The organism is Bacillus massilinigeriensis, assembly GCF_900111815.1.
Lineage (GTDB): Bacteria > Bacillota > Bacilli > Bacillales > Cytobacillaceae > Mesobacillus_C > Mesobacillus_C mediterraneensis.
In genome coordinates this window covers 340597-356664 of the sequence record NZ_LT630004.1, presented here as the reverse complement: position 1 = coordinate 356664, position 16068 = coordinate 340597, and the positions used below count along the sequence as shown (strand labels likewise).

14 protein-coding genes are annotated in these 16068 nt (G+C 44.8%); 4 read left to right on the top strand and 10 right to left on the bottom strand.

Annotated elements, in window-relative coordinates; all coding sequences use genetic code 11:
* The first annotated feature begins 358 nt into the window (after positions 1–358).
* Together BQ5796_RS01885 and BQ5796_RS01880 are read left to right on the top strand one after the other, a co-directional pair.
* Positions 359–2251: an OPT family oligopeptide transporter gene (locus BQ5796_RS01885; RefSeq protein WP_071458722.1), complete on the top strand. Its 1893-nt coding sequence runs from the start codon at positions 359–361 to the stop codon at positions 2249–2251.
* Positions 2241–2573, top strand: coding sequence for a PqqD family protein (locus BQ5796_RS01880; protein ID WP_071458721.1), 333 nt, complete (start codon positions 2241–2243; stop codon positions 2571–2573). The genes BQ5796_RS01885 and BQ5796_RS01880 overlap by 11 nt, the downstream gene beginning before the upstream one ends.
* A 40-nt stretch (positions 2574–2613) precedes the next feature.
* On the opposite strand, the gene BQ5796_RS01875 is transcribed toward BQ5796_RS01880, so the two are convergent.
* On the bottom strand, positions 2614–3804 hold the full coding sequence (locus tag BQ5796_RS01875) for a M14 family metallopeptidase (protein ID WP_071458720.1): 1191 nt from the start codon (positions 3802–3804) through the stop codon (positions 2614–2616).
* 260 nt (positions 3805–4064) lie between these two features.
* Between BQ5796_RS01875 and BQ5796_RS01870 the strand changes: the two genes are divergently transcribed.
* On the top strand, positions 4065–4481 hold the full coding sequence (locus tag BQ5796_RS01870; protein ID WP_071458719.1) for a hypothetical protein: 417 nt from the start codon (positions 4065–4067) through the stop codon (positions 4479–4481).
* 186 nt (positions 4482–4667) lie between these two features.
* On the opposite strand, the gene galE is transcribed toward BQ5796_RS01870, so the two are convergent.
* Entirely contained in the window at positions 4668–5654 is a 987-nt protein-coding gene (gene galE, locus BQ5796_RS01865; RefSeq protein ID WP_071458718.1) for a UDP-glucose 4-epimerase GalE, read from the bottom strand.
* Positions 5655–5849: 195 nt separating this feature from the next.
* Here galE and BQ5796_RS01860 point away from each other — a divergent pair, with 195 nt between their 5' ends.
* Positions 5850–6632 (top strand): formate/nitrite transporter family protein, encoded by a 783-nt coding sequence (locus tag BQ5796_RS01860; RefSeq protein ID WP_071458717.1) that lies wholly within the window; start codon positions 5850–5852, stop codon positions 6630–6632.
* Positions 6633–6685: 53 nt separating this feature from the next.
* Here the strand turns inward: BQ5796_RS01860 and BQ5796_RS01855 are convergent, their stop codons facing one another.
* From BQ5796_RS01855 to BQ5796_RS01820, 8 genes are all read right to left on the bottom strand, one after another.
* On the bottom strand, positions 6686–9427 hold the full coding sequence (locus tag BQ5796_RS01855) for a dynamin family protein (protein ID WP_071458716.1): 2742 nt from the start codon (positions 9425–9427) through the stop codon (positions 6686–6688).
* A gap of 209 nt (positions 9428–9636) precedes the next feature.
* Complete coding sequence (locus BQ5796_RS01850) at positions 9637–9834, bottom strand: hypothetical protein (protein WP_071458715.1); 198 nt, start codon at positions 9832–9834, stop codon at positions 9637–9639.
* On the bottom strand, positions 9827–10354 hold the full coding sequence (locus BQ5796_RS01845) for a Rieske 2Fe-2S domain-containing protein (protein ID WP_071458714.1): 528 nt from the start codon (positions 10352–10354) through the stop codon (positions 9827–9829). Before BQ5796_RS01845 ends, BQ5796_RS01850 begins: the two co-directional genes overlap by 8 nt.
* Positions 10355–10390: 36 nt before the next feature.
* Positions 10391–10936 carry a 4Fe-4S dicluster domain-containing protein gene (locus tag BQ5796_RS01840; protein ID WP_071458713.1) on the bottom strand — a complete coding sequence of 182 codons (546 nt, stop codon included), beginning with the start codon at positions 10934–10936 and terminating at the stop codon, positions 10391–10393.
* Positions 10937–10942: 6 nt separating this feature from the next.
* Positions 10943–13078 carry a formate dehydrogenase subunit alpha gene (gene fdhF / locus BQ5796_RS01835; protein WP_071458712.1) on the bottom strand — a complete coding sequence of 712 codons (2136 nt, stop codon included), beginning with the start codon at positions 13076–13078 and terminating at the stop codon, positions 10943–10945.
* Complete coding sequence (locus BQ5796_RS01830) at positions 13059–14231, bottom strand: MFS transporter (RefSeq protein ID WP_071458711.1); 1173 nt, start codon at positions 14229–14231, stop codon at positions 13059–13061. The genes fdhF and BQ5796_RS01830 overlap by 20 nt, the downstream gene beginning before the upstream one ends.
* A gap of 245 nt (positions 14232–14476) precedes the next feature.
* Positions 14477–14917 carry a threonine/serine exporter family protein gene (locus tag BQ5796_RS01825; RefSeq protein ID WP_071458710.1) on the bottom strand — a complete coding sequence of 147 codons (441 nt, stop codon included), beginning with the start codon at positions 14915–14917 and terminating at the stop codon, positions 14477–14479.
* A gap of 13 nt (positions 14918–14930) precedes the next feature.
* Positions 14931–15689, bottom strand: coding sequence for a threonine/serine exporter family protein (locus BQ5796_RS01820; RefSeq protein ID WP_071458709.1), 759 nt, complete (start codon positions 15687–15689; stop codon positions 14931–14933).
* Between the last annotated feature and the right edge of the window lie 379 nt (positions 15690–16068).

Sequence of the window (16068 nt, the reverse complement as noted above, 5' to 3'; positions counted from 1 at the left end):
ATTTTTTGAAGAAATTAGGACAAAAGAAGCCTCCCAGACCTATGGGGACTTGAGGCAGTTCGTGTCCTAAGGGTCCTTCAATGCGACTGCGGTGAACGATAAAGACGTAATAATGATTGGACTTGAAGCAGGCTTCCGCGACCACACGGATTACCTGTTCCGCCTCCTTTCAAATGCTATATTTGAAAAATAAACAGACCACTTAGAAGCCTGGTTTATCGCTAACCAGGCTTTATTTTTTCCAGTTGGAATATACGCTTTTTTATAAAAAATCGGAATTTACCTATAGACTATCTGACAAAAAGTGCTATAATCCTACATGTGCTTTTTTTTAGAAATAGACCTAGGCGGTGAAAAAATGTCAGACAATTCGAAACAGAAAAAATTTGTCCCCTACGTGCCCGCTTTGAAGTCATTACCGGAAATGACTATTACTGCCCTTATACTAGGTATCATCTTAGCAATAGTATTCGGTGCAGCAAACGCGTATCTTGGCTTGCGAATCGGTTTGACCGTTTCTGCATCCATCCCTGCGGCGGTCATTTCCATGGCTATTCTCCGCGGCCTGTTTAGGAGAAACTCCATCCTGGAAAACAATATCGTCCAGACAATGACAACCGCGGGTGAAGCGGTTGGCGCTGGAGCGGTATTCACCATCCCTGCGTTATTCCTTTGGGATGTCGATGTATCACAAGCACTTATTATTTTTATTGTATTAACAGGTGGATTTCTAGGAGTATTCATGATGGTTCCGCTTCGCCACCTCCTCATCGTTCGCGAACACGAAACGCTTCCTTACCCAGAAGGAACTGCTTGTGCAGAGGTTTTGAAATCCGGTGAAGAGGGAGGAGCAAATGCAAAGCTAATCGGAATAGGATTGCTTGTAGGTGCCGGTGTAAAAGCGCTTGGCGATGGTTTCAAACTCTTCAAGACTGAAGTCGAAACAAGCGTCACTAATTTCAAGAATGCAGTCGTTGGTCTTGATGCTTTGCCTGCACTGTTGGGGGTTGGCTATATCATCGGCCCTAAGGTTGCAGGTGAAATGCTCGGCGGAGGATTGTTAGCATGGGTAGTTCTCGTGCCTGCCATCTCCTTCTTCGGGGCAGCTAACGGGACGCCTATTTTCCCGGCGGATGTTCCAATTGGAGAATTGGATGCATGGGGTATCTGGGATAGCTATATCCGCTATATCGGTGCTGGTGCCGTTGCAGTTGGCGGATTGATCACCCTTGCAAAAACCCTTCCTACTCTGATGAGTTCAGCTGCTGCCACTTTCCGCGGTGTCAGGGCAAACAAAGGCCAAATGAAGCCTGCTCCCATTCGTACCGAAATGGACATGCCGACAAAGTATGTTATTACAGGAACCATGATTACCATCCTGGTTATCGCATTTGCTCCAATTACAGAAGTAGGCTTCATTGGTGCAATTGCCATTGCCATTTTCGGTTTCTTGTTTGTTTCCGTTGCATCCAGGATTGTCGGAATTGTGGGAAGTTCTTCGTCCCCTGTTTCCGGCATGACGATTGCTACATTGCTTATCGTTACACTTGTCTATAAAGCGACTGGCTTCACAGGCATGGACGGAATGGTAGCTGCCCTGACTGTAGCTGCGATTATCTGTACTGCCCTTGCTGTTGCGGGCGATGTATCACAGGATTTGAAAACAGGATACATTGTCGGCGGAACACCTTGGAAGCAGCAAGTTGCCATGATGATTGGCGTTGTCGCTTCAGGTCTTGTCATTGGTTTCATCCTGATCTTGATGGACAAAGCCTATACAATGGGATCTGCAGCTCTTCCTGCCCCGAAAGCAGCATTGATGAAAATTCTTGCGGAGGGCGTGCTTGGTGGAGATCTGCCATGGAATCTAATTTTTATTGGCGCAGCAATTGCGATTACGCTTGAATTCTTCGGTTTGAATACGCTTGTCGTTGCTGTTGGTATCTACCTTCCTGTCCATGTCAGTTCGCCAATCATGATTGGCGGATTTGTCCGCTACTTCGTGGATCGCAGTGCGAAATCTTCTGAAGAGCGCAAAGAACGTGTTGATCGCGGCACATTGTATGCATCAGGCCTGATTGCCGGCGAGTCTCTCGTCGGAGTCATCATTGCGATTCTAATCTACGCTGGCGTTAGCATCCCGGAAACTACTGCAACCGCAAGCAATCTGTTGCCTTTCTTGATTTTCCTAGCTTTAGCATTGTCGGTTTGGTACATTTCCATCAAAGGGAAAAAACTCAATGCGAAATAAACGAAAAAAAGAGAGGAACCTGCTATTGCTGGTTCCTCTCTTTCCAAATCATGTTCGCTACGAGGATCACTGTCTCATTGTTCAAAGAATTAACCTGATTGAAAGACTTTCCATCCGATTCCTGAAGCAGCCTGATAAGAGGAAAATCAAACTCGACAAATTTGGTGCTTTTGTCGCTGAACGGCTGACCGGGCAAAAATCTGTTGAGGAAATCGTTTCAGAACTTCAGTCCGCTTTCGGAGAAGAGGCTGAGCCAACAGTTCCCCGGCTCGCTAAATTTCTTGAAATCCTGGAAGCCAATGAGTGGCTGAAGTGGAAATAAAAAGACTCTGCCAGCATGTTCATAAGCCGGCAGGGTCTTTTTACATGTACAGCGATGCTAGGAAAATCTCTAGCGACTCATTGTAAATTTCATCAAATTGTGAAATAGGAAGCGGGTTCGTCCCTCTGCCAAGCTCTACGGTAAAGCCAGGCCTTCTCCAATCCTGGATAAACCAGTCTTTGAAGCCGGCATAGCTGTCAACTGTACGGACTGCTTTATAGCCGCTAACATTGCTGAACTCCAAGACAAGTCTTTCCGACTCTGGAGGTTCCATGTTTTCATATCCCCAGTAAATCTCCTTTCCTTGGGTATGGAAGGCAAGCACCCGGGAAAAATCACGCTGTCTCGTCAAGTTTGCAATCGCAACTGCTTCCGGCTCTGACAGCGGTCTTTCTCCCCCATAATCTCTTGGTCCAAGCGACACATTAATCCTATTTTTTTCACGCTCCCATTGGGCAGGAAATTGGTCGTTCAAATCCACTCCGCGAATATTCGCTTTCCAGCCTGAAAAGTTTGTGCTTCCTTCGTTCAGTTTCACTACATTTGTCCGATATGGTTCATCCGTCGGCGGCCCATTTAGTACAAGTCCGACACCATCAGGGTTCACCATTGGTACGAAAGAATATGTCGTACTGCTGTACAATTCCTCTGTTGCCCTGCCCTTCAGCAACGTCTTGTTTGTCAACGACAGCAAATAATCGTTTAAAAAGGTCATTCCAATCGCTGTGGTAATCCACTCATTTCCATGGAAAGAAGCGTTGGCATGAACCCTTTTCTCCCCAGTACCGATTAGGACCTCCGGTATCGCTTTGCCGAGCACGGACGTTCCTGCGTGGTTAATGGAGATAAATGGATACACCCTCTCTAATCTTTCAAGATCATACATCATCGCACTATGATCGTAAGGCTTTTTTGCGTTAACCAGTCTCCATGTAATCCTTTGGGGAATCTTTAAATTCTGTCCTGCCAGTAGATTGAACGAACTTAACTCAGGGTTCACAAGCAGCAGTGCATCGGTAGGCAACCTATTTTTCGCTGCAATCTGCCATAATGTATCACCATGTTGTACTTTGTAATCGACCGCCACAAATCCGGGCAGTTTGATCCTCTGCCCGATTCTAAGAGCTGTTGGATTAACTCCTCTGTTCGAGCCGGCAATTAGCTGCAGACTCATATTAAAAAGGTTGCTGTATTGCCACAATGAGTCTCCGCGCCTTACAATGATATCCATCACGGTCCCCCTGTTCAGGTTGAATGCATTTGTAATACATATGCATGAAGGAGCTAAAATATTAAGAATGAAGGGGATCGTTAATTTTCCCGCTCCGATTTTACGCAAGAAATTCTCAGTAGTACAGTGACTATACACTTTACATATTCGAAATTTTTACAAAATGGTGAATATTTATCTGTTTTCCTCATTCTTTTTTCAGCATTGGTATAATAATAGCGGAAAGCGTTAACATTTTCCCTTTGAGGAGGGCGGAACCTATGTTGGGACTAACCAAAAGGAAAGAACTGCTTGAAGAATTGTCCGGTATAAAAACATGTAGTATTAGATATTTGGATAAAGCTGAACTGTATCAAATCCTTGAGCATATCGCTTGCCACGGTTATGAACAATGTAAGGCAGGTGTGACTTTCGGATTTATCACCGAGTGGCATGAAATCCAGCATGGCGAATTTGCATTCGCGAATGTGCCCGATCATACGCTTATGCTAAGCAACTATGAATGCAAGTTGGGCTATTGGGAAGGCTGGGAGTGCTATGATCGAGCAATTTCCTTTCCAAATGAGAGTAAAATACTGATTGTGCTGGAAAACCATATATGTTCCGCATCAGGCACTTCACGATTAACGCTCGAAATTACCCTCCCCGCACCAAGAGTCTCCTACTTTCTAAAATAAATACACATTATAAAGAGCCCCGCCGATGGCGGGGCTCTTTACCCAACCGAAGCGTGCCTGTCCCCCGTTGCGGTGATGCTTTGCTCCACTGGTGCGTGCCTGTCCCCCGTTGCGTGACCGCTCTACCGTGGTAAAGTTTTTTACAATTAATCCGATCAACCACTTAAATCCACTGATAATCGTGCTTTAATCTTCATACCCATCCGGATTTGCTCTATGCCAATTCCAGGCTGTTTCGATGATCGTTTTTAAATCATCGTAGCGGGGCTCCCACCCTAGTACCGAGCGTGCCTTTTCGGAAGCAGCAACAAGTACTGCTGGGTCTCCGGCACGCCTTTGGCTGATAACCTCTGGAATGCTGTGACCAGTAACTTCTCTCGCCGTTTCAATGACTTCCTTGACGGAAAAACCTTTCCCGTTTCCAAGGTTGAACACATCGCTCTCTTCATGCTTCCGTAAGTGCTCGAGTGCAAGGTAATGGGCATTAGCCAAATCCATGACATGTATGTAGTCTCGAATGCAAGTTCCGTCCTCAGTCGGGTAATCATTCCCAAAGATGCCGATCGTCTCTCTTTGTCCTAGCGCCACTTGGAGAATAATCGGAATCAAGTGCGTCTCGGGATGGTGATCCTCTCCAATCATGCCATCAGGATGCGCACCTGCTGCATTGAAATAGCGCAGTGAAATCGACTTTATTCCATGCGCGCTGTCACACCAGCGGAACATTTTTTCCATAGCAAGCTTCGTGTCACCATAAGGATTGGTCGGAACCGTGGCATCCTTTTCCTCGATAGGAATACGATCCGGTTCACCATAGGTTGCCGCTGTTGATGAAAAAACAATTTTACTCACGCCATGATCAACCATGGCAGATACAAGCTGATGCGATGCAACAAGGTTGTTCTGGTAATAATCTAAAGGCTTGTTCACGCTCTCGCCAACGAGAGAACTTGCCGCAAAATGAATGACCGCTTCTACTTCCTTCTCTGAAAAAACTCTGTCAAGAAGAGACCTATCCATTAAGTCTCCCTCGTAAAACTCCCCGCCTTTTACCGCACCGCGATGCCCTGTCCGCAAATTGTCGAGGATGATAACTTCCTCTCCGCGTGAAATTAGCTCAGCTGCAGTATGGCTTCCAATATAACCTGCACCACCTGTTATTAAAATAGCCAAGGGAAAATCCTCCTTACCATTGGTTTATGAAAAAATTCTGCACTCTAAATAGAAAGAAAAATATACCAACTCTCAGTTTAGCACAATCCTTCTCATTCAGGGTAAATGAATATTAACTATTTTTCTGCATTTCCATTCATGATGCATAACCCTTTCTCTACTTACCAATTCTATAAAAAAGGCTGGTGAAGAATAGTGGAAGTAGAAGCGTTGCGCGAGGTCGTCAAGCTCGCCATGAAAAAACACAAAATATACACCCAAAGCAAAACAAGATACCTCTCAAGAGCGGTTCTTGCTTCCATGTTTATCGGCTTTGGAGTAATCGTCGCATTCAAGACGGGCAATTATTTTTATCTAGTACATTCCCCTCTCGCCTATCCGATGGCTGCCCTGACTTTTGGCAGCGCCATCATTCTAATCGCATACGGCGGGGGAGATTTGTTTACAGGCAATACTTTTTATTACACCTTTGCAGCATTGCGGAAAAAAATGGCCTGGAGCACTGTCGGCAGACTTTGGAGCTTAAGCTACATAGGCAACATCATCGGTGCAGCAGCATTCGCGTTCTTAATCTACACCACAGGGCTGTTTGACTCGCAGAATGTCAACTCTTTTCTCCTGAAAGTAGTCGAGAAAAAGGTAGACGCCTCAACGAGCGAACTGTTCTTCCGCGCGATCCTCTGTAATTGGCTTGTTTGCCTTGCCTTCTTCATCCCGATGTCATTAAAAGGGGATGGACCGAAAATGTTTTCGATGATTCTGTTCGTCTTCTGCTTTTTTATCTCTGGGTATGAACACAGCATCGCCAATATGTGTACATTCGCCATAGCTATTGTCCTATATCCTGAATCAATCAACTTTATGGATGTCATGCACAATCTCATTCCAGTTACCATTGGCAATCTTCTTGGCGGAGGCCTGATGATGGCATGGATGTACCACTACGCGAACGACCCGTTTTTTGAAAAAGACGAATAAATGCTGTCCAACTTAAGAGCCCCCTATTAGTCACAATAGGGGGTTCTGCTAACTTAACTATTATATACAGCTGTCCTGCCAGCTGCAGACATCCATTCATACTGACGGAGTTTCGTTTCAAACAATGTCAGCGGATCCTTGTATACTTCAGGTTCATGGCGCAGCTTTGCAAGTTCTTCCTTGCTGACAGCTATATCTCCATTGCTCTCTTTGACAGCACCTTCCAGCTCTTTCAATGCCTCACGGAAAAACAGATTAACATCCCTTGGCAGCGATTTTTCAAAAATCCCGAACTGCTGCAGGAATTTATCGGCGATGGCCGAAGCTGTCTCAGAGAAATCCTCCGTTTCAAGGTACGACTTGTATTTGTTGAACAGCATCGAATTGTTCTGTGGAAGGACACTGAGCAGCTTACCCGCACCTTTCAACAGAATTTGCGATGGAGTCGATCGAAGCAGGATATTCTGTTTTTCCACCGCAATCCCGCTTGTCAACCTGTCTGCATCTCGCTCCCAGTCTTCCAGTACTTTGAAGTCGCAAGTGAGGCTTAATTTTTCCTCACCATACATCGTATTGAATCCTTCCGCCATTTCATCAAGATAAGCTTGACCTTGTTCAAATTCAGATTTGGCATACCTGGACCAATCCTGCAAGCGCAGATAGAATTTCTGAAGGATTGTATCCTCAAGGAATTCTTTCACCCTTTTATTCATTTCCTCGTTAAGTTCAATATGGATTTTGCTGAAATCACTTTTTTCTGTCACCATATCAGAACAGCCTTTGAGAATATCGGGAACTTTCTCGATAATCTCCGCCCTTGTATCCTCTTTCGCTTTCCTGAAGGCCTTCTTGATTCCACTGGATTTCTCCTCTTCCAGGTCATGGACTTGGTTAATCGCTCCATTCAGCTTGGCGGTCATTTCTTCGTTCCAGCGAATTGTCTCCACAAGCTTATTCTCCATCTCTAACCTCTTGTTCAAGAGATAGGAGATTGTCATGCGAATGTAATGATGAATTTTTGTGACCCTAGCGGTCTCTCCACCCTTCATAATTATAGCATCGAGGAAGGAGCCGAGTTCATCCAGCTTTCCTCCTGAAAAAGCAAACAGCCTTGCTTCTGGAAGAATTGCTTTAATCCTTGAAAGCACTTCATCTTGAACCGCTCTGCTTTCCTGCTCGCTGTACATCCCTTGAAGACCATGCAAGAGGAAGTGGATAGGCTTTTCCGAATGCTGACTCACAATAGACTGAAGTACTTCTTCTTCCTTTGCTGTAAACGGATCCTCGGCATGAAGGACAAACAGCAGGCAGTCGGCAAACGGCAAATATCGGAGAATTGGATGATATTCAGCATTATTACGATTAAAATCTGGGACATCAATCAATTCCAAACTGTTCTCACGAAGAAATTCGATAGGAGCGCGGAAATCAATGATTGTTTCGCTCTTATGATTTTGCCTGCGCAAGCCTACCGCCTCCTGGAAATCTTCGTAGCTGGCAATCTGCTCGCTAACACTTTCGGAAATATCGAGAATTTCCGGCTCTACACCATACTGAAAAGCAACAACCGAAGAGGTTTGGCTTGTCATCAATTCCTCGCTTAATACCGTGTTGAGGAAGGATGCCTTCCCGCTTCCCGCCACACCAGCCAAAAGGACTGTCCGGTTTTCGCTGCTTGCAATGCTATCAATCAGCCACTTTAACCTGTTATCCACAGAGACACCATTCTTTTTTGCCCACGCACCTATACGGTCAAAAAGCTTCAAGCTGTCCTCCATGGCATGTGGATATTTCGCAGCCGCCAAAACCATTTCCTCCGCCAATCGGACCGTTTCGTTTCCAAGACTGGACGGGAACATCTCACTCCAGGCCATGGCAGCTGAGGAAGCACATAGTTTTGATGATGTATCAGCTATCTTCAGCCAATTCGTCAAGTGGGAAGGAATAAGCGGCTTCAACTCCTTAATAAGCAATCTCCCGCCCATAAGGTCCGAATACGATTCCTTGTAAATCGCTGAAAGATCACTCCACTGATGCCTGCTGACTGTTTCCATTCCGAGGAAAATTTCATTGAAGTTTTTCATCCACTGCAAATAAGAAGCTTCCTCTCTATAGCTTTTCCATAAGGAAACAACAAGGCTTTCGAATCTCGCAGGATCTGTTTCGAACAGCCCCACCATTACATTGTTAAAATAATCCGGCTGTAAAGGCTTTGTATGGCCATGATTAATATAGTCAATCAATGTATCGAACCAATCCGGAGAGTGTGTTCGCATCCCTTCTGCTGCGGCAAGATCCACTGCATTTCCCCAGTCTTCCTTCGACTCAAAGAATGCCTTGGCAATTTTTGTTACCCCTGGATAATCAGGATTCAACGCAACTGTTTCCTTAATTACTTCGACTGCTCTGTCCGTTCTACCCTGTTCCATGTATAACGCTAAGAGCTGCAAGCCCGTTTCAATTTTCAACACTTCGCTATCAGTTGCAATCGACAAATACAGCTCTTCCGCTGACTCCAGGAACCCAAGTTCGAAGTAAGCATCGGCCATATTCTTTTTCGCCCAAGGCTCTAAATCATTCGCAATGTTTTCCCATTTATAAATTGCAGCTTCAAAGTCTTTGTATTGAAAATAGACTTCTCCCTGCGCAAAACGAATACTCGGCAAATTTTCCGGATGGCTGACATGATCCTTCAAATAAACTTCCCCAAGAACTTGTACCGGATTTTCCGCTTCCTTTCCCTCCAGGAACATTTCATAATAATTCTTTCTAATCAACTGTTCTTCAATCGTCATTTGAAATCCTCCGAACATCTATTTTTACTATATTTAATTATAATGATCTAAAATTTTTATATTCCTCTTATTCATTACTGTAAACCTTATTCTTGTATTCTAGCAAACTTCAAGGAGACGATTATTTCATTTCAATTTCATTTCCACTACAAAAAAGATGTTTTTGTAACGAAGAGAAAGGGCAGCGGTAAAACTTACCCGCTGCCCTTTCATTTGCGATATTCTTCTTTTCTCCAGATAAAAAATGCGATGGTAGCCATTAGCGTGGATATTAAGGCAATAGCTGTAAAAAGATAGACTCTACCTGACTCTTCGCCGTAATAACCTTCTATCACATTAGAGAGCGAAACAACGTTAACCGCAAGAAAAAGAAAGATGGAGAAGAATGCGATATTTTTTCTATCCATGCCTTACTTCCCTCCCGATAGCGAAAATTTTACCGTTCTTCACTTCGAGAAGTATTTTTGGAAGCTCACGCTGTGGGGGGCCCGCCATCGGGTGGCCGTTAGCGACATCGAAATACCCTTTATGGCAAGGACAAAGCAAAATATTTTCCTTGACTTCGTAAAAAACAGGACATTGAAGATGCGTACATTTATTATTATAGGCTACGAAACGATCATCAGGCGTCCGGACAAGAATAGCCGGGTTTTCACTCGTAGGATAGCTAAACGTCTTCGATTCTCCGACTCCAAGTTCATCGACATTGGCGATTTCCACTAAATGATCGTTCTCACCATCTCCCTTGAAATAGGACAATGCGCTGAACGGTGCAGATGCAATCCCGATGGCTACTGTCGCCCCAAAGGATGCCTTTAGGAAAGCCCTTCTGTTAAGGCTTGCATCCTCTTTCCGGTTGAGGTTATCGACCAGCTTCATCATATCCTTATCATCGTGATGGTTATTGTTCTTGTTCTCTTTTGGCATGATTGTTCCCCTGCCTTTCTTTTCAGATGTCATTGGTTAAGAATCGCTGTAAACCCCAAAAAACTCCGGAACGTATTCCCACTTGTTGCCTTCCATTGGCTTCTTTCCTTCAATCAGGTTCATCTGCACTCTGCGTCTCCTGAGCTCTTGCATTTCATCAAAATCGATAAACCGGATTGCATCGCTCGGGCAGACGGACGCACACATTGGGGAGATTCCTTCCCTTGTCCTGTCATAACACATATCGCATTTATACATTTTGTTTTTTTCAAAATCGAATTTCGGAATGCCGAATGGACAGCCGAATGTACAGTTTCGGCAGCCGATGCATTTCTCTTCCATAGCGGAGAGAACGACGCCTTCTTCGGTAATTTGGATAGCATTAGCCGGACAGACTCTGGCACAGGCCGGATCTTTACACTGCATACATATCATCGGGAACGTCTGCCTTGACTCAGTGAAATCAATATAATCTACATAGTTCCTTTCCTTCGCGTCATGATCACCGCACTCACGGCATGCAGCCTGACATGCCCTGCAGCCGATGCAGCGTTCGAATTCAAGGTACATGATTTTATTCATCTTTCTCTACCTCCTATTAGAAAGCTTTTCAAGCTTAACGGCACATACTTTGAATTCAGGCATACGTGAGAATGGATCAAGCGCAGGACTTGTAAGTTGGTTCGCTGACATTTCCTTGCCCCAATGGTAGGGAACGAATAGTGTGTCTTTTCGGATGGCCTTCGTGATTTTTGCAGGAAGTTCCATTACCCCGCGTGGAGTGGACAGCTTGACTCTTTCCCCGTCCGCAATGCCATATTCCCCAGCAAGTTCTGGATGAATTTCAACAAATGGTTCAGGACATTTTTCCATCAAAAATCCGACCCTTCGCGTTTGGTTTCCGGAAAGATAATGGAAGACCACACGACCTGTTGTCAGCCATAATGGGTAATTGCTGTTCGTCACTTCTCCTGGTTCCTTCCAATCACATACTGCGAGGTTTGCCTTTCCATCTTCGGTTGCAAATCGTTCCGTGAATACATACGGAGTTCCAAGATGATTCTCTTCCGGCACAGGCCAGAAAACACCTTCCTGATCGTCAATTTTCTCGTAAGTAATCCCGTAATAATCGGCCTTACCGCCCTTGGACGCAATCCTTAGCTCGTCAAATATTTCTCTCGGCTCTTTATATGGAAAGAACTCGCCTTTTCCCATTCTTTCTGCAATCAACTGCATGATTTCCCAGTCTGGCTTCGATTCCCCAAGCGGCTCTACCACCTTGCGAATCCGAATTACTCTTCCTTCAATATTCGTTGTTGTCCCCTCGTCTTCTGCCCAAGTCACTGCCGGGAGAACAACATCCGCAAGCTCCGCAGTTTCGGAAAGAAAGAAGTCATTAACAACAAGAAAGTCGAGACTTTCCAGCGCTTTTTGAACATAGTTGATATTCGGCGACGAAACAACGGGATTGGAGCAGATCACATGGAGGGCCCTTATTTTTTTCGCTTCCATCAGGTGGAACATTTCATAGGCAGAGACGCCTTCCTGTGGCATTTCTTTTTCCTCAATACCCCACACCTTTGCGATATACTCCCTGTCTTTGGGATTCGCAATTTTGCGGTATCCTGGAAGAGCATCCGCTTTCTGTCCATGTTCCCGGCCGCCTTGCCCATTTCCCTGTCCTGTAAAAGTCGCGACTCCTGACGCAAACTTACCGATCTGACCCCGCAAGAGTGCCATTGACGTATAAAGGCTGACGTTGTCCACACCTTTTGTCTGCTGCTCTGCTCCCCTCGCGAACATTACGACTGAGCGAGGAGACTGACCGAAAATATGCGCTGCCTTGATAAGCTTTTCCTCTGAAACTCCTGTAATTTCTGATGTATACGCTGGCGTGAACTTTGCAGTCATCTCTTTTAGCTCTGCGTAATTATTGCAGCGGGATGCGATGTATCCATGGTCAACATAATCATGTTCAATTAACAGATGCATGATGCCGTTTGCAAGCGCAGAATCGGTTCCTGGCAAAAGATCGAGATGGACATCGGCAACCCTTGCCGTCGCTGTTTCCCGCGGGTCTGCAACAATCAGCTTTGCTCCTTTGTCTTTCGCCTTCCAGAACCATTGAATGCTTGTCGGATGACATTCTGCTGTATTGGAACCTGCCATGAAAAAGCAGTCCGTATGCTCAAGCTCGGTCCATGGAAGCGTCGATCCCCTATCCATCCCCAGCGTCTTATTAAATCCCCCGGCAGCAGAGCTCATACAGTACCTGCCATTGTAATCGATATAACGTGTGCCAAGTCCTACGCGGGCATATTTCCCAACAAGATAGCATTTTTCATTTGTCATCGATACCCCGCCATACACACCAATAGAATCTTTTCCATACTGATTCTGCAAGCCAAGGAACTTGCTTTGAATGAGATCGAGCGCTTCTTCCCATGAGGATTCGATGAATTTCCCATTCTTTTTAATGAGCGGGCGTTTTATCCTATCAGGATGATCGATTGTCTGGTATGCCGTCACACCTTTCGGACACATTTTCCCCCTTGTCAGCACCCAGTCGTAACGTGGCTCTACCCCGACGACTTTGTTTGTTTTTTCGTTTACCCTTATATGCATGCCGCACTGCATTCCGCAATAGCAGCAATGTGTCGTTACAAGTTTTTCTCCCTTGCGAATCTGGTTCTTCACTCCGTCTTTAACGAGAAACTGGCTCATTGTTCTCCTCCTTTGCTTGCTTCTTCTCTGTTGATACATAAAAGCTTTCCGAACGTTTTTGACCAAAACCGGGTAGATGAATCCCATTATTCGTGTTGACAGGGCCGTATGGGTCACCCTGTGGCGCTTCCATATTCATTACCTTCAGCGCGCGCATCCGGCGGCGGCATCTTGGACAATAATCGGAAAGCAGCGTTCCATCATTAAGCTTCAAGTCAAATTCTTGCGCCCCAAGTATTGCCTGAACATCTGCAATCTGATCGTCATTGCTGTATGCCTCCCCGCAGCTTTTGCAATTTCTGCTATCTATTTTTGCCACTTCCTGATAGTTCATTGGAACAGCTGCCGCAAGCGGTCTAATCGGTACGTGAAACAGCTTTCCGAACGGAAAATAAATGAGCATAATCACGACGGTAACTTGATGGATAAGAGACATATAATGATGCATCCAGCCGTCGAAGAAAGTATAGAGCACTGTGAGAATCAAGCCGGTACCTGTCACTGCCAGCAGGATAAAAAGCGGCAGCATATCGAATTCGAATCGCTGGGTGACTTTTACATCATAATTTGTCAGCCTTCGCGCTAACGCCATCGACACGCCAATCAGCACCATGATTGCCCCAAGATTAAGGCCGTTGTACACTATTTCGGCAAAAACCCCGTGTGCTGCCATTTTCAATGTCGGTATATTAAAAACCACAATTTGATAAGTTTCAGAATCTATTAAGTCAAAACGCATCCAGCCAAATGTCAGCCCGAAAGTAATGGCAAATGAGATTAAACAGCCCCAGGAAATCATTAAATGCTGAATCCCGCGATATAAGCCGCGCTTGAAGATGAACTTCTGCAACAGGATGTTGTCGACAAAGGTAATGGCAATCGACCTAACATTTCTTATCAGTCGTTCTTTTGTGAAAAGGTTTTTCAAACTCCTTTTCGCCACCCTGTTCGTTGCTGTCCTGTAGAACCAGAAGCTCATACGAATTGTCAATCCAATGGCGAAAATAATTGATGCAATAGCATATCCGATGAGCGCCATGTCCATATGGATAAAGCGATCTGTCGCCACCATCATTGATAAAAGCAAACCTAGAATAACAAAGAATGAATACATGCTGGTTTTGGAATAAAAAGACCTTTCAAGCCTTTCCATTTCGGTTCCCCCTGCCTATCAAGGTATCCCTTGAATTGTTTGTCATCGCGATATCTTATCTTGATTGTATTCGACTGAAAAAACACCGTATGTGAAGTACGTCACATCGCAACCATTTTATATAAAACAGAAAAAACCACGCTGATAACCAGCGTGGCTGTCTTTGTCATCGTTTTATCTTGTCATTATTTCCCGAGAAATAATGTAATTACGATGCTGTTTTTGTCATAATCCAGCAGTATTTATCATTTATGCGTCTTTCCTGACCGCCAAATGATTTGGTTGAACACTTCGGAGAAAACAAGACCAACTGCTAGCGCTCCCGAAATCATCGATGCTTTTGCAGCAAGTGTCACTGTACCCATGTAATCCTTTTCGACGAAATGGCGCATAGCATCGTATGAAAGCCCTCCTGGTACTAGAGGAATAATGCCAGCAACACTAAAAATAATAATCGGTGTCCGGTACATTTTAGCCATCACCTGACTAATGACAGCAATCAAAAAGGACGCTGCCAGCGTTGCCAGAATGGTACCGTAACCGTTGGATTCCAGAATAAAATACAGCATCCAGCCAAGCATCCCGGAAACACCGCACTTCACGAGCGATTCCTTTGGAGCGTTGAACATGACACCAAAAGCAGCCGAAGCAACGAAGCTTGTGATCAGCTGTGAAAAATAAACCATCAGGCCACCCCTATTACAATAATGATAATACAACTGCGATGCCTGAACCTATGGCAAATGCCGTTAAGAAGGCTTCGGCACCTTTTGAAATTCCGGAAACAAGGTGACCGGCCATCAGGTCGCGCACCGCATTCGTGATGAGTAACCCCGGAACAAGCGGCATAACAGAACCAATAATGATTTTATCTAGTTCTTGCCCTAACCCTGATTTTATAAAAGCAAAGGATATTAATCCGATCATTGCTGAAGCCAGGAATTCAGAAAAGAACTTTATTGGCACAAACCTGTGTAAATATATTGCACTAAAAAATCCTGCGCCTCCTGCCGCAACGGAAGGAAGAAAATCCATCCAGCTTCCTTTGAACATAACGGTAAAGCACCCGCTTGCAATTGCGGCAGCGAACACTTGATAAAAGAGCGAATAAGTTAAGCGAGCTGCTTCGATTTCTTTGAGCTCTATCCATGCATCTGACAAATTCAACTCACCCGTGCTGATTTTTCTCGATACACTGTTGACCATCGCTACCTTCTTTAGGTCAGTTGTCCGCGCAGAAATTCTAATCAGCCTTGTCGTCGCTTCTCCTCTCCCGGATGCAGAAAACATGATAACAGTAGGGGTCACATAGCTGTATGTCTCGCCGGCCCCGAGAGCCGATGCCATTCGTACCATTGTGTCCTCCACCCGAAAGGTTTCCGCCCCGCTCTGAAGCATGACTTTCCCTGCAAGGAGACATGCATCCATGATGTCATATAACTGTTTTTGATTGTCCATTGATATCCTCTCTGCATAAGGAATTTTTTCTCTTCGATTCAGTGTAATCCATCACTCTAAAAGTATCAATCCTATTTCCATTTTCCTTCATGAAAAAGAATTTTTCTACTGAAGCAAAGTGCAAAAACCTGCCTTTATCCTTTTCAGACTCCTGCATATTGCCCAACTCTTTCACATTTTTATAACTCCTTTAGATACCCCGTTTTTCGGATGAATAACCTAAAGAAAGAATTTTTCGGGGGGGATAGCGCGGCACTCTCACCCATTCCACTATTTGGACGTTTTAGCGAGTTATATCCTTTTTATTTTTAATACTATAAATTTCAAAAGGTTTTGAATATAATGATTAAAAGTTCTTTACTTATTGTAAAAGGGGATA